Genomic DNA, 13,807 nt, shown 5'->3' with positions numbered 1-13,807 from the left:
CCGCACCACCGGTCACCTACTCGTCTGGGAAGTCGTTGAGGCGGCGGGTGAGGTCGTCCAGCATCCAGGCATCGACTGGCGCGAGACGGTTGGTTTCGTAGAGGTCGCGCACGATCTGAAGGGCGCGTTCGAGATAGGCGCGTTTTCCTGTCTTGACGACCTTCGACAAGTTGACGTTGGAAACCACGAGGTCGCGCTGCCACTGAGTGTTGGCCGGATCGCGCTGAGCGAGGCTCCGGGCAATGTCCAGCCCCGCTTGGTGCGCCGCCAGGGCTCCGGCTCCATCACCCTGCGACACTAGAACGTCGCCGATCTTGTTGTGACTGACCGACAGATCGCGCTGGAACTCCGTGTTGGCCGGATCGCGCTGAGCGAGGCCCCGGGCAATGTCCTGTCCCGCTTGGTACGCCGCCAGGGCTCCGGCTCCATCACCTTGCGCCACCAGAACGTCGCCGATCTTACTGTGGCTGACCGATAGATCGCGCTGCCACTGAGTGTTGGCCGGATCGCGCTGAGCGAGAGCGGTGCGGAGCGCGAGCGAAGCCTGGTACGCCGCCAGGGCTCCGGCTCCATCGCCCTGCGCCACCAGAATGTCGCCGATCTTACTGTGACTGATCGACAGGTCGCGCTGCCACTCCGTGTTGGCCGGATCGCGCCGAGCGAGGCTCCGGGCAATGTCTAGCCCGGCTTGGTACGCCGCCAGGGCTCCGGCTCGATCACCCTGCACCACCAGAACGTCGCCGATCTTACTGTGACCGACCGACAGGTCGCGCTGCCACTGAGTGTTGGCCGGATCGCGCTGAGCGAGAGCGGTGCGGAGCGCGAGCGAAGCCTGGTACGCCGCCAGGGCTCCGGCTCCATCACCCTGCGCCACCAGAATGTCGCCGATCCGGTCGTGACTGACCGACAGGTCGCGCTGCCACTCCGTGTTGGCCGGATCGCGCTGAGCGAGAGCGGTGCGGAGCGCGAGCGAAGCCTGGTAGGCCGCCAGGGCTCCGGCTCCATCGCCCTGCGCCACCAGAACGTCGCCGATCTTATTGTGACTGACCGACAAATCGCGCTGCCACTCCGTGTTGGCCGGATCGCGCTGAGCGAGAGCGGTGCGGAGCGCGAGCGACGCTTGGTACGCCCCCAGAGCTTCGGCTCCATCACCCTGCGCCACCAGAACGTCGCCGATCCGCTCGTGACTGTTCGAGATATTGCGTTCGTCTTGATCCGCCATCGCTGCAGAACGAGCGCGGTGATAGGCTCCTAGCGCATCCTGGCTGCTTCCCAGCAAGATTTGGATATCGCCGATCTCGCCCCACAAAGCTGCATCGGAACCGCCAATCCGCGCGATTTCCTCAAGTATCGCCAACCTGCCGGTATGATCGGACACGATGCGCTGCACCTCGGCCTGCTCCTTCAGGAGCGGAATCAGGCGCCGTGCATGCGCTTCGTTCTCCTCGGCGATGCGTGCGGTCAGGACGCTCAGGGCTTCGCTCGGCTTGAGATCCTGAACCAGGCTTCGCGACCGCTCGACGGTGGCAGCGATGTCGACATCGTTCGACGGGGCCGGCGGCTTTCGGCCATGGGCCCGGGACGCCTTGATGTACTCCCGCAGCAGCTTCGGAATGTCGGCGACCGCCATATTCTGAGCTCCAAGTCTTTCGAGAATGTCCTGCAAATTGGCAACCGGAATATGCTTCTCCCTCGCGACCGGAAGGGCCTGGAACGCGATGAGATGCTCCCGGACGACCGTACCGGGCACCACGTAGGCTTCCCGGAGATGGGTCTCCCGGCATTCGCCTGGAAGGTCGCGAGGCTGAGGATGCCGGCGAGCTGCTGGCCCCTGGTAGCTGCTGGCCCCTGGTCAGGAAGACGGGTGAGCCGCTGGAGCCGCGCTTCGGCCAATAGCCGGCGGAATTCGCGCCGGTGAACTGCTGCAGTCCATCCGCACCGATCATCTCGGCGAGCTTCCCTATGATCTCGACCTGGAACGGGCCGCCCGGACGCCCGGGATCGACCAACCCGGCCAAGCCCTGTGCCTCCCCCGTCTCCCTGCCCGTGTCGGCGGCGGCCTGCATGGCAACGATGTCGGGCGGGACCGCACTGGGCGACAGGAGCACCAGGTTCGGCGCAGGTCCCCGGCCGAGATCACAGTCGCTCAAGAGCGATCCGACGATGGCGGACGCGGCGGGATCGCGATGATAAGGAAAGACGATCTCGACCTGCGTCTCAGTGCCTCCGTGTTTTGCCGTCGCCGTCATCCAGACGTGACGGCATGTCGCGACGTAGCCACCCTCTACGAACGCGCCGCAGCCGACGAAAGTCCGCCGTGGATGAGTCGCGTAGATGTAGACGAGGCTCTTCTGAATCATCGAGCGGCGGAGATCCAGATCATGACGGCCCGGATGATAGTCGAATTGCCGGACGGGCACCAAGTCCTGATCGGCGCGCCCGAGGGCGGGGCGATGGGGGAGATCGGCATCGCCGACGACGTCGCGCGCAAGACCAAGGACAGTTCGAGGCGGCGCTCGGCTCGCTCGCCGGCCTGGTGAAGGCGATGGAGGAGACGGTCGGCGCCCTGCCGAACCGGCCGGACGGGATCAAGATGGAGTTCGGCGCCTCGCTCACCGGCGAGTGCGACCTGTGGATCGTCTCGGGCGACACCGAGGCCGAGTTCGAGGTCACGCTGACCTTGGGAAAAGGCAAATAGCCGGGGCAAGTCGCCGGGACGAGGGAAAGGCATGCACCGGTGGGCGGCGCAGGCCACCGCCCTCCCCTTCCTTGCCTTCTCGACCCGCTTCCCCTAGCCGTCGCGGCATTACCCCCCGCCCCGACGAGCAGGAGCCCCGACGATGATCCCCCGCTACAGCCGGCCCGAGATGACGGCGATCTGGTCGCCGGAAGCGCGTTTCCGGATCTGGTTCGAGATCGAGGCCCATGCCACGACCGCGCTCGCCGAACTCGGCGTCGTGCCGAAGGAGGCCGCCGCGAAGGTGTGGGAGAAGGGCCGCGACGCGGTGTTCGACGTCGCACGGATCGACGAGATCGAGCGCGTCACCAAGCACGACGTGATCGCGTTCCTGACCCACCTCGCCGAGATCGTCGGCCCCGAGGCGCGGTTCGTCCACCAGGGCATGACCTCCTCGGACGTGCTCGACACCTGTCTCAACGTGCAGCTCGCCCGCGCCGCCGACCTGCTCATCGCCGACATCGACGGGCTGCTCGCCGCGCTCAAGCGCCGGGCCTTCGAGCACAAGCTCACCCCGACGATCGGCCGCTCGCACGGCATCCACGCCGAGCCGGTGACCTTCGGGCTCAAGCTCGCCCAGGCCTATGCCGAGTTCGAGCGCGCCCGCGCCCGTCTCGTCGCGGCCCGCGCCGAGATCGCGACCTGCGCCATCTCCGGCGCCGTCGGCACCTTCGCCAACATCGATCCGCGGGTGGAAGAATACGTCGCCGCCCAGATGGGCCTCACGGTCGAGCCGGTCTCGACCCAGGTCATCCCGCGCGACCGCCACGCGATGTTCTTCGCGGTGCTCGGCGTCGTCGCCTCGTCGATCGAGCGGCTGTCGATCGAGGTGCGTCACCTGCAGCGCACCGAGGTGCTGGAAGCCGAAGAGTACTTCTCCGAGGGCCAGAAGGGCTCCTCGGCGATGCCGCACAAGCGCAACCCGGTGCTGACCGAGAACCTCACGGGCCTTGCCCGCATGGTGCGGTCCTACGCGCTCCCGGCGATGGAGAACGTGGCGCTCTGGCACGAGCGCGACATCTCGCATTCCTCGGTCGAGCGGATGATCGGCCCGGACGCGACCGTCACCCTCGACTTCGCGCTCGCCCGCCTCACCGGCGTGGTCGACAAGCTGCTGGTCTACCCCGAGCAGATGCAGCGCAACCTCGACCGGCTCGGCGGCCTCGTCCACTCGCAGCGGGTGCTGCTGGCGCTGACCCAGGCCGGCGTGTCGCGCGAGGACGCCTATCGGCTGGTCCAGCGCAACGCGATGCCGGTCTGGCGCGGCGAGGGCGACTTCCTCACCCTGCTCCAGGCCGACCAGGAGGTGACCGCGGCGCTGAAGCCCGAGGCCATCGCCGAGTGCTTCGACCTCGGCTACCACCTCAAGCACGTCGACACGATCTTCCGGCGGGTGTTTGGCGAGGCCTGATCGCCGAACACGTCCCGGGGCTCTTTTTGCGGAGGCCCCGGGACGAGCGGGCGGTCAGACCCGCGCCCGCGGGTCGTGCCACCCCAGGCGTTCCAGCAAGAAGTCCACCTCGGCGCGGGCCGTCGCCGACAGCCCGCCGGCCGGCTTGCGCTGGGCGTCCGAAGCGAGGATGCCCCGGCGCATCAGCACGTATTTGCGCACCGCGAGGCCGACGCCGGGCTGCTGCTCGTAGCGCAGGAGCGGCAGGTGGGCGTCGAAGATGTCGTGCGCCTGCGCGCGCTCGCCGGCTGCGGAGAGGCGGACGACATCCACCAGCATCTCCGGGAAGGCGTAGCCGGTATTGGCCCCGTCGGCGCCGCGCTCGCACTCGAAGTCGAGGAAGAGGCCGCCGTTGCCGCACAGGATCGAGATCGGCCGCATCGACCCGTCGCGCTGGAAGGCGCGCAGCGCGGAGATCTTCTCGAGGCCCGGCCAGTCCTCGTGCTTGAGCATCACGCAATTGGCGTTGTCGGCGACGATGCGGCGGATCACGCCGGGCGTCATCACCACGCTCAGGGTCAGCGGGTAGTCCTGGATCACGAACGGCACGTCGGGGCCGATCACCTCGGCGGCCTGGGCGTAGTAGCCGACGATCTGGTCGTCGGTGCGCAGGGACGGCGGCGGCGCGATCATCACGCCGGCCGCGCCCGCCTCCATCACCGCGCGGGCGAGCGAGCCCATGGCGGCGAAGCCCGGGGCCGAGACGCCGATGATGACGGGAAGCCTGGTGCGCCGGATCACCCGGGAGGCGACCGCGATCGCCTCGGCGCCGTCGAGCTTGGGCGCCTCGCCCATCATGCCCAGCACGGTGAGGCCGGTCGCGCCGATCTCGCCGTAGAAATCGGTCATCCGGTCGATCGAGGCCTCGTCGATGCGGCCGTCCGGGTGGAACGGGGTCGGGGCGATGGGGAAAACGCCCTTCGCGTCGGGGGTGAGCCGCATGTCGTGTCCTCTCCGTGTCGACGGACGATAGGTCGCGCGCGCAACCGAGCGCAACCGCCGCGCGCGCCGGGGGCCCGCCCGAATCGTGCAGGGCGGGGCGGCCGGAATCGCGCTTGCCGCCGGGCGCCGGCTGATGCTTCAAGGACCTCTTGTTCGTGCACGGCCGCGCCGTCGGCCCCGCGAGAGGAAGGCCCGCCATGTCCCGCATCGTCTACGTCAACGGCCGCTTCGTGCCCTTCGAGGAGGCGACGATCCCGATCATGGACCGCGGGTTCCTGTTCGCCGACGGGATCTACGAGGTGAGCGCGGTGCTGGACGGGCGCCTCGTCGACAACGAGGCCCACCTCGCCCGCCTCGACCGGTCGCTCGCCGAGATCGGCATCCGCAACCCCCACACGATCGTCGAGTGGACGAAGCTCGAGGAGGAGCTGGTCACCCGCAACGGCCTCACGGAAGGCCTCGTCTACATGGAGGTGACCCGCGGCGTCGCCGAGCGCGACTTCGCCTTCCCGCCCGAGGGCACGCCGCCGACCGTGGTGATGTTCACGCAAGCCAAGACCGTCTCGGCGAACCCGCTGGCCGAGCGCGGCGCCAAGGTCATCACCGTCGAGGACCTGCGCTGGAAGCGCCGGGACATCAAGTCGGTGGCTCTGCTCGCGCAGGTGCTGGCCAAGCAGCAGGCGGCGGCGGCGGGCGTCGCCGAGGCCTGGATGCACGAGGACGGCTTCGTGACCGAGGGCGGCTCCTCCACCGCCTTCATCATCACCGAGGACAACCGCATCGTCACCCGCCCGCTCTCGACCGCACTCCTTCCCGGCATCACCCGCCGGGCGGTGATGCGGCTCGCCGAGGAGAACGGGCTCACCGTCGAGGAGCGCGCCTTCACGGTGGCGGAGGCGCAAGCCGCCGCCGAGGCGTTCTTCACCTCGGCCTCGGCCTTCGTGATGCCGGTGATCGAGATCGACGGGACGCGCGTCGGCGGCGGCCAGCCCGGTCCGATGACCCGGCGCCTGCGCGACCTCTACCTGGAGATGGCCAGGGCGAGCTGACGGCAAGGACGGCCGAGACCAAGCGCGGCCGGAACCCTCGGGAGCCGGCCCGGTTTCCTTCGGGAGACTCCACTCGCAGGAGAAACCCGATGTCCAAGCTGATGCGTGGCGGGCTCGCCGCGCTGGCGATCGTCGCCGGCGCCACCGCCGCCCTCGCCCAGTCGCCCGAGGTGCCCCTGAAGGGGCGCGACCGCGACCCGAACCTGCCGCCGCTGAACCAGACCATCCCCGAGAAGGTCCGGCCCGGCGACGCGACCTCGAACGCCGACAAGTCCGACACCACCGGCTCGACGCTGAGCGACAAGCTCCAGCGCTCGGACGGCGTGATCAAGCCGCCGGCCACCGGCACGCCGGACATGGCGGTGAAGCCCCCGGAGCCGACCCCGAACTCGACCCCGGTGATCAAGCCCGGCGAGCTGCCGGGCCAGGGCCCGGGCACCGAGGCGAAGTAGCGGCTCGCGCCGCGCATCCGGGGCATCTCCCGGGCCCAGCTTGATTTCCCGGCCCGGATCGCCGAAGAGCGCAGACGCGTGACACCATCCGCAAGCCGATCAGCCCCGCGCCTAGCACGCGCCGGGGCTTTTCGCGTGGCGGGGCAGGGACGGGTTTTTGATATGGCGAACGTCGTCGTCGTGGGCGCCCAGTGGGGCGACGAGGGCAAGGGCAAGATCGTCGACTGGCTCTCCGAGCAGGCCGACGTCGTGGTGCGCTTCCAGGGCGGGCACAATGCCGGCCATACCCTCGTCATCGACGGCGTGACCTACAAGCTGTCGCTGCTGCCGTCGGGCGTGGTGCGCGGCGGCACGCTGTCGGTCATCGGCAACGGCGTCGTGGTCGATCCCTGGCACCTCGTCGAGGAGATCGCGAAGATCGGCCAGCAGGGCGTGGCGATCACGCCGGAGAACCTGCGCATCGCCGACAACGCGACCCTGATCCTGCCGCTGCACCGCGAGCTCGATCACTTCCGCGAGACCTCGAACGCGGTGCTCAAGATCGGCACCACCAAGCGCGGCATCGGCCCGGCCTACGAGGACAAGGTCGGCCGCCGGGCGATCCGCGTCGTCGACCTCGCCGATGCCGAGATGCTCGACGCCAAGATCGGCCGGCTGCTGGCCCACCACAACGCCCTGCGCCGGGGCCTGGGCATCGACGAGATCGACGGCGCGGCGCTGAAGGCCGAGCTGCTCGCCATCGCCCCCAAGATCCTGCCCTTCGCCGACACGGTGTGGTCGCTCCTCGACGACGCCCGCCGCGCCGGCAAGCGCATCCTGTTCGAGGGCGCGCAAGGCGCCCTCCTCGACGTCGACCACGGCACCTACCCGTACGTGACGTCCTCCAACATCGTGGCCGCGCAGGCGGCGACGGGGTCGGGCCTCGGCCCGGGCGCGATCGGCTACGTGCTCGGCATCGTCAAGGCCTACACCACCCGGGTCGGCGAGGGGCCGTTCCCGACCGAGCTCACCGACGCGATCGGCGAGCGGATCGGCGAGCGCGGCCGCGAGTTCGGCGTCGTGACGGGGCGCAAGCGCCGCTGCGGCTGGTTCGATGCCGCCCTGGTGCGCCAGACCGTGCGGACCTCCGGGATCAACGGCATCGCGCTCACCAAGCTCGACATCCTCGACGGCTTCGAGACGATCCAGATCTGCACCGGCTACCGCCTCGACGGCCGCGTGATCGACCACCTGCCGGCGAGCCAGGCCGACCAGGCCCGGGTCGAGCCGATCTACGAGGCCTTCGAGGGCTGGAGCGAGACCACCGCGGGCGGCCGCTCCTGGGCCGACCTGCCGGCCCAGGCGATCAAGTACGTGCGCCGCATCGAGGAGCTGATCGGCGCGCCTGTGGCGCTGCTCTCGACCTCGCCGGAGCGGGACGACACCATCCTGGTCCACAACCCCTTCGAGGATTGAGCGGGATCCCGCGCGCATCCCGGCGGGCGAAGCTTGACGCCCGCCGCCCCGCACGACAAGGCATGCGGCGACCATGGCCGACTATTACCCCCTGCTCGCCCGCGCCCTCGAGGCCCTGCCGGACCGTTCGCCCGATTTGCGGCACACGGTCTACGAGCGCGCCCGCGCGGCGCTGATCGGCCAGCTCCGCTCCCTCGACCCGCCGCTGTCCGAGGCCGACATCGAGGCCGAGCGGGTCTCGCTCGACCGGGCGATCGCCCGGCTCGAGACCGAGCATGGCGGCCAGCCGGAGCCCGCCCTCCCGGACCCCCCGAAGGAGGCCGCTAAGGAGCCCCCGCGCGACCCCGAACCGGCCGCCGCTGAGGCGCCCCCGGCCCCCGCGCCGGAGGCGAACGGCCTGCCCCGCGCCACGCCGCCCGCGCCGCTCCCCGCACCCCCGGTCGCGCCGCCCGCCCCCCACACCGCCGACGCCCTGCCGGAGGCCGGTCCGCCGGTCGAGCTGAAGCTGCCGCCGTCCCGCCCGCGCACGCCCGAGCCGGCGGCCGAGGACTTGGCCGGCGAGGCGGCAGGCTCCGGCCCGCAGCGTCCGCGCCTCGACGTGGTGGCGCCCAAGCGCGACCGCTCGCGGCTGGCGCGCAACGGCATCGTGGCGGCGGTGCTGGCGGCGGTGGTCGGCGCCATCGCGGTCACCGCCTGGTCCCTGCGCGACAACCCGGCCGCCCTGCCGACGGGCTTTGCCGAGAACGGCCCCAACCGGCCGGCCGAGAACCAGGATTCGAAGTTCGCCGACCGGGTCGGGGGCGATCGGGCCGCCCAGGCGCCCGCTCCCCCGCCGGCCGCGCCGCAGGGCGGGACCGCCCGGCCCGCGCCGACGCCCGACATCGCGGTGGCGCAGCGCGGCACGCTCTACGAGGAGAACGGCCCGCAGGGCTCGGCCCCGAAGGCGACGCAGGCCCGGGTGGTCTGGCGCCTGGATGCCGTCAATGCCGGCCAGGGCCAGCCGCTCCAGACCGTGGTGCGGGCGACGATCGACGTGCCGGAGGCGGGCCTGAACCTCGCCCTGGTCCTGCGCCGCAACACCGACGCGACCCTGCCGGCCTCGCACATCATCGAGCTGACCTTCACGGCGACCGACGCCAACCGCACGGTGCGCGATGTCGGGCTGATCCAGTTCAAGGACGACGAGACCGGCCGCGGCTCGCCGGTCTCCGGCCTGCCGGTGCCGGTGCGCGACAACCTGTTCCTGATCGGCCTGTCGAACCTGAAGGCCGACATCGAGCGCAACACCGACCTCCTGCTCAAGCGCAACTGGATCGACCTGCCGATCCGCTACGCCAACGGCAACCGGGCGATCCTGACCTTCGAGAAGGGCAATGCCGGCGAGAAGGTGATGCGCGAGGCGTTCGAGCAGTGGCAGCCGTGAGGCACCGGCGCGCTTGATCGCGCGCCCGCCGCCGCGGCCACGGCACCGAGAGGCAGTGCCTTCGCAGGGTTTCCGGGAGCCGTCCCGGGTCGGCCTCGATTCCGCCCCCGCGCGGGCCCGGGTCGCTCGATGATCGACGGCTTCGCCAAGGTAGCCCGGCGGGCTGGCTATCCTGCATTTCCTGACGCCGGGGCGGCCCGCTAGAGCAGCTTCCGACGACGTGGGAACCGGTTCGTCGCAGAAAATGCGACAAAACAAAGACTTGGAGAGCTTCGCGATTGCAGCGCGATCGTGAAGCGCTCTAGGGGGACCGAGGGCCCGCCCCGGGCGAAGGAAGAGCGACGGCCTCCGCTCTCCCCGCGGGCCCAAGGCCGCACGGGGAGAGCGGCAGATCCGCGCGTCTCTCGTCTCGGGGACGCCCCGCCGGACTACCGGGTGGACGACCCGGCCTCGGCCCGCTTCTCCGGCGCCCTCTCGTCGTCGACGGCGAAGACCCAGACCGTCCCGCCCTGGGGGAAGTCCTTCTCCCAGCCGTGCTCGTCGGCCATGATGCCCTGGACCAGGGCGGAATCGACGCCCCAGCCCGAGACGACCGCGATGTACTGCTTGCCGTCGATGGCGTAGCTGATCGGCGGCGAGATGATCCCGGAGTTGGTCTTGAAGCTCCACAGCTCCTTGCCGGACTTGGCGTCGTAGGCCCGGAACATCCGGTCGCTGGTGCCGCCGGTGAAGATTAGGTCGGTGGCCGTCGACAGGATCGAGCCCCACATCCACGACTTTGCGTAAGTGTCGCGCCAGACCTCCTTGTTGGTGTTGACGTCGATGGCCTGGATGCCGCCGATATATTTCACGTCCTTATCGATCAGGAGCTTGATGTCGGTGATGTCGACGCCGGCCGACCACTGGCCGGGGACCCGCTCCTGGACCTTACCCTCGTAGGTCATGCAGTGATTGTCGTTGAACGGGACGTAGAGCATCCCGGTCTTCGGGTTGAAGGACTCGTAGGGCCAGTCCTTGCCGCCCCACACGCTCGGGCAATAGGTGCCGGCCCGGCCGGTGCCGGGCACGCCGGCCTGGTTGTAGGTCGGCCGGCCGGTCTTCGGGTCGACGCTGGAAAAGACCGTGTTCTTCACGAAGGGCCGGGCGTCGAGGAAGCTGATCTGGCCGCCATCGGTGCGGCCGAGCCGGTAGAGATAGCCGTTGCGCTGGGCGCTGATCATCGCCGGCACCTTCTTGCCGTCGCGGTCGAGCTCGATCAGGGTCGGGGCGTTCATCGCGGCCCAGTCCCAGGAATCGTTCCAGTGGTACTGGAAGTGGCTCTTGATCGTGCCGTCCGCCGGGTTCAGCGCGACGACCGAGGCGACGTAGAGGTTGTCGCCGGGCCGCTGGTCGCCGAGCCAGGGCGAGCCGTTGCCGACGCCCCAGTACAGCACCCCGTTCTTGGCGTCGTAGTTGCCCGGCATCCACATCGTGCCGCCGCCGATCTTCCAGGCGTCCTTCCAGCGGCCCTCCTTCGGCCAGGTCTCGGAGCCCGGCTGGCCGGGAGCCGGCACGGCCCAGAAGGTCCAGTCCTCCTTGCCGGTCTCCGCGTCGAAGGCCTTGAGGAAGCCGCGCACGCCGAACTCGCCCCCGGACGGGCCGATCATGATCTTGCCGTTCACCGCGACCGGGGCAGAGGTGATGTAGGCGCCTTGCGTCCAGTCGCAGACCTCGGCCTCCCACGCCACCTTGCCGGTCTTCGCGTCGAGGGCGACGAGCCGGCAATCGAGGCCGGCGACGTAGACCTTGTCGCCCCACAGGGCGACGCCGCGATTGGTGTAGTGGAAGGCGCTGAAGCCCTCGGGGAAGTCGCGCTTGTAGCGCCAGACCGACTCGCCGGTCTTCGCGTCCATGGCGATGACCTGGTTGTAGGGCGTGGCGACATACATGACGCCGTTGTTGACGATCGGCGGCGCCTCGTGGCCGGAGGTCACGCCGGTGGAGTAGCTCCAGACCGGCCTCAGCGACTTGACATTGCCGGCATTGACCTGATCGAGCGGCGTATAGCTCCAGCCGGCATAGTTGCCCTTGGCCATCAGCCAGTTCTCGGGCTCCGGGTTGGAGAGCCGTTCCTGGGTGACGGTCGAGTAGGTCTTCAGCGGCGCCGCCGCGGCGAGGGCGGGCACGAGGACGGAGCCGAGCAGGGCCGCGGACAGGGTCTTGATCATGGCGTTGACCTCCCAGAAGCGTCGTGTGGCGAAAGCGTCTTTTCCGGTTCTCGCGACCGGTTATTGCTGCGACGGGGCCGCGCCGAGGGCGCCGACGAACGCGCCTGCGACCGTGACCGCCCCGTCGGTCACGGCGATCGGCAGCCCGGCGAGGCGGCGGGTGGCCGGGCCGGTCAGCACGGTGCCGTTGTCGGCGAGATCGAAGCGCGAGCCGTGGCAGGTGCAGACCACCGACCGGCCGTCCTCGTTGAGGAGCGTGATCGGACAGCCGTTGTGGGTGCAGACCGCCGAATAGGCGACGAGGCCGTCCGCCGAGCGCGGCGCCGTGGCCGCGGTCAGGGCGGCGGGATCGGTGCGGATCAGCAGGATCTGGTTGACCCGCGAGCCGCTGCGAATCGTCCCCGTCGCCGGATCGACCGGATAGACGAGGCGCGGCGGATCGCCGACCTTGAGGTCGGCCGCCATGACCTTCTGGTCCTTGGCCTCGCCGCTGAGATACGCGAAGGTATCGCCGGGTTGCGGGCGGATCGCCTTGGGATTCGGCGTCCTGACGGTCGATGCGTTGGCAGCGTTGCCCGGCTCTCCGGCGGCAAAGGCGTCGGCGGGGGCGAGAAGCAGCGCGAGCCCCGCCGTGAGGAGGCTGCGGCGCGGCAACGGCGCCCCGGCACATCCGCACGCGTACGGCTCCTGCGTCGTCTCGTCGGTCATGAGCACTCTCTCCGCAAAGGACCTGTCTGGTGCAGGGTCTCGGCCGCGCGGCCCTCGCGGCAGGGAACGGCCTCCCGAGGCGGCACGGGCCAGTACGCGCGCGGTCGTTCCGGTGCGGACACCGCGGCGCAGCAAGACGATGTCAAGAATTGTGTGCGTTGCACGCGCGATCACGCCCGGCTTATTCGGGCTTCGCACGGTCATGTCCTCCCTGTCGTCTCGCCGGCCTGATGTTTCGCCGTCGGATGGCGCTGCTGCAGGCGCCTTAGACGAAGGATATCACCATGATTTTCTTTCTTGCAACAAATTGAGGGGACGTAGGTACGACAATCTTATCATAATAAGATTATTATAAAGATATAACATTATAATAAAGAACAAGGCTGCACTTTTGATTTGCCGGACGCGGCCTCGCCCGGCAGGGTCGCGGCGACGGGAGAGCCGGCACGGCGGGACCGCCTTCCGCCGCCGGGCGCGTGCCCGATGGCGCCCCCTGCGAAGGACCGAGCATGACGTTCCGACACGCACTGGGCGGCCTCGCCCTCATGCTCCAGCCTGTCGCGGCGCAGGCCGTCGAGTGGAGCCGGCACGACCTCCTGATGGAGGCCGGACGGCCGCTGCAGGTCGCGGCGACCGACGGCGCCGGCGAGACGGTGGGCGTCGGCGAAACCCCGGCCTTCTTCCGGCGCATCACGGCCGGCGGCGCGGAATGCGAAGCCAAGGACGGCAAGACGGGTCGCATCCGGATCGTCTGCACCGGCGCGGGCGGCCATCCGGTCACCGTCTATATCGGGACGTTCGTCGACGCCGGACAGCTCCTGATCCAGCAGGTCGCCATCGAGACGCGGATGCTCCCGGCCGCGGAACGCGTCGCGCATATGCGCGCCGTCACGCGATGAAGGGCTGGCGCGACCGGCCTGCCCTTCATCGTGTGATCGCCGCGTCGACGCGGAGGGCCTACGCCGCCCGCACGGTGTCGAGGAAGCGGTGCACCTCCGCCGAGAGCTGTTCGGACTGACGCGACAGCTCGGAGGCCGAGGCGAGAACCTGGGTGGCCGCCGCGCCGGTATCCTCGGAGGCGCGGGCGACGCCCGCGATGTTGCCGGTCACCTCGCTCGTGCCGCTCGCGGCCTGGCTGACGTTGCGGACGATCTCCTGGGTCGCGGCGCCCTGCTGCTCCACCGCCGCGGCGATCGAGGCCGCGACGCCCGAGATCTCCTCGATTCGCCCGGCGATGCCGCCGATGGCGCCGACGGCCTGGGCGGTCACGCCCTGCACCTGGCCGATGCGCTGGCCGATCTCCTCGGTCGCCTTGGCGGTCTGGCTGGCGAGCTCCTTGACCTCGGCGGCGACCACCGCGAAGCCGCGGCCCGCCTCGCCGGCC

General features: G+C 69.9%; 12 protein-coding genes. 7 read left to right on the top strand and 5 right to left on the bottom strand.

What is annotated here, in order from left to right; translation table 11 throughout:
• Window positions 1-16 precede the first annotated feature (16 nt).
• Window positions 17-1,753 (bottom strand): tetratricopeptide repeat protein, encoded by a 1,737-nt coding sequence (locus V3T34_RS17495; protein ID WP_331369250.1) that lies wholly within the window; start codon window positions 1,751-1,753, stop codon window positions 17-19.
• Between the two features lie 510 nt (window positions 1,754-2,263).
• On the opposite strand from V3T34_RS17495, the gene V3T34_RS17490 reads away from it, so the two are divergent.
• Both V3T34_RS17490 and purB read left to right on the top strand, forming a co-directional pair.
• Complete coding sequence (locus V3T34_RS17490; protein ID WP_244533704.1) at window positions 2,264-2,698, top strand: CU044_2847 family protein; 435 nt, start codon at window positions 2,264-2,266, stop codon at window positions 2,696-2,698.
• 142 nt (window positions 2,699-2,840) lie between these two features.
• Entirely contained in the window at window positions 2,841-4,148 is a 1,308-nt protein-coding gene (purB, locus tag V3T34_RS17485) for an adenylosuccinate lyase (RefSeq protein WP_305079248.1), read from the top strand.
• Between the two features lie 54 nt (window positions 4,149-4,202).
• Here the strand turns inward: purB and V3T34_RS17480 are convergent, their stop codons facing one another.
• Window positions 4,203-5,129, bottom strand: coding sequence for a dihydrodipicolinate synthase family protein (locus tag V3T34_RS17480; RefSeq protein WP_305079247.1), 927 nt, complete (start codon window positions 5,127-5,129; stop codon window positions 4,203-4,205).
• 197 nt (window positions 5,130-5,326) lie between these two features.
• Between V3T34_RS17480 and V3T34_RS17475 the strand changes: the two genes are divergently transcribed.
• The 4 genes from V3T34_RS17475 to V3T34_RS17460 all read left to right on the top strand — a co-directional run bounded on the left by V3T34_RS17475 (window position 5,327) and on the right by V3T34_RS17460 (window position 9,508).
• Window positions 5,327-6,178 carry a D-amino-acid transaminase gene (locus V3T34_RS17475; protein WP_305079246.1) on the top strand — a complete coding sequence of 284 codons (852 nt, stop codon included), beginning with the start codon at window positions 5,327-5,329 and terminating at the stop codon, window positions 6,176-6,178.
• A gap of 89 nt (window positions 6,179-6,267) precedes the next feature.
• Window positions 6,268-6,630: a hypothetical protein gene (locus tag V3T34_RS17470; protein WP_060849735.1), complete on the top strand. Its 363-nt coding sequence runs from the start codon at window positions 6,268-6,270 to the stop codon at window positions 6,628-6,630.
• A gap of 162 nt (window positions 6,631-6,792) precedes the next feature.
• On the top strand, window positions 6,793-8,085 hold the full coding sequence (locus tag V3T34_RS17465; protein ID WP_060849734.1) for an adenylosuccinate synthase: 1,293 nt from the start codon (window positions 6,793-6,795) through the stop codon (window positions 8,083-8,085).
• A gap of 73 nt (window positions 8,086-8,158) precedes the next feature.
• Window positions 8,159-9,508 carry a histidine kinase gene (locus V3T34_RS17460; RefSeq protein ID WP_305079245.1) on the top strand — a complete coding sequence of 450 codons (1,350 nt, stop codon included), beginning with the start codon at window positions 8,159-8,161 and terminating at the stop codon, window positions 9,506-9,508.
• A 428-nt stretch (window positions 9,509-9,936) separates the two neighbouring features.
• On the opposite strand, the gene V3T34_RS17455 is transcribed toward V3T34_RS17460, so the two are convergent.
• The gene (locus V3T34_RS17455; protein WP_305079244.1) at window positions 9,937-11,715 is read right to left on the bottom strand and encodes a PQQ-dependent dehydrogenase, methanol/ethanol family; all 1,779 of its coding nucleotides are present in this window, start codon (window positions 11,713-11,715) and stop codon (window positions 9,937-9,939) included.
• 60 nt (window positions 11,716-11,775) lie between these two features.
• Window positions 11,776-12,423, bottom strand: coding sequence for a QcrA and Rieske domain-containing protein (locus V3T34_RS17450; protein WP_305079243.1), 648 nt, complete (start codon window positions 12,421-12,423; stop codon window positions 11,776-11,778).
• Window positions 12,424-12,932: 509 nt separating this feature from the next.
• On the opposite strand from V3T34_RS17450, the gene V3T34_RS17445 reads away from it, so the two are divergent.
• Window positions 12,933-13,322 (top strand): hypothetical protein, encoded by a 390-nt coding sequence (locus V3T34_RS17445; RefSeq protein ID WP_091891190.1) that lies wholly within the window; start codon window positions 12,933-12,935, stop codon window positions 13,320-13,322.
• A gap of 58 nt (window positions 13,323-13,380) precedes the next feature.
• Here V3T34_RS17445 and V3T34_RS17440 read toward each other — a convergent pair.
• A partial coding sequence (locus V3T34_RS17440; protein ID WP_331369249.1) for a methyl-accepting chemotaxis protein occupies window positions 13,381-13,807 on the bottom strand: 427 nt, incomplete at its 5' end.

This window comes from Methylobacterium ajmalii, from assembly GCF_036448855.1.
In the GTDB taxonomy this organism is placed as follows: Bacteria; Pseudomonadota; Alphaproteobacteria; order Rhizobiales; family Beijerinckiaceae; genus Methylobacterium; species Methylobacterium ajmalii.
The sequence above is the reverse complement of the archived record's forward strand: the minus strand, read 5'-3'. Positions and strand labels throughout refer to the sequence as shown.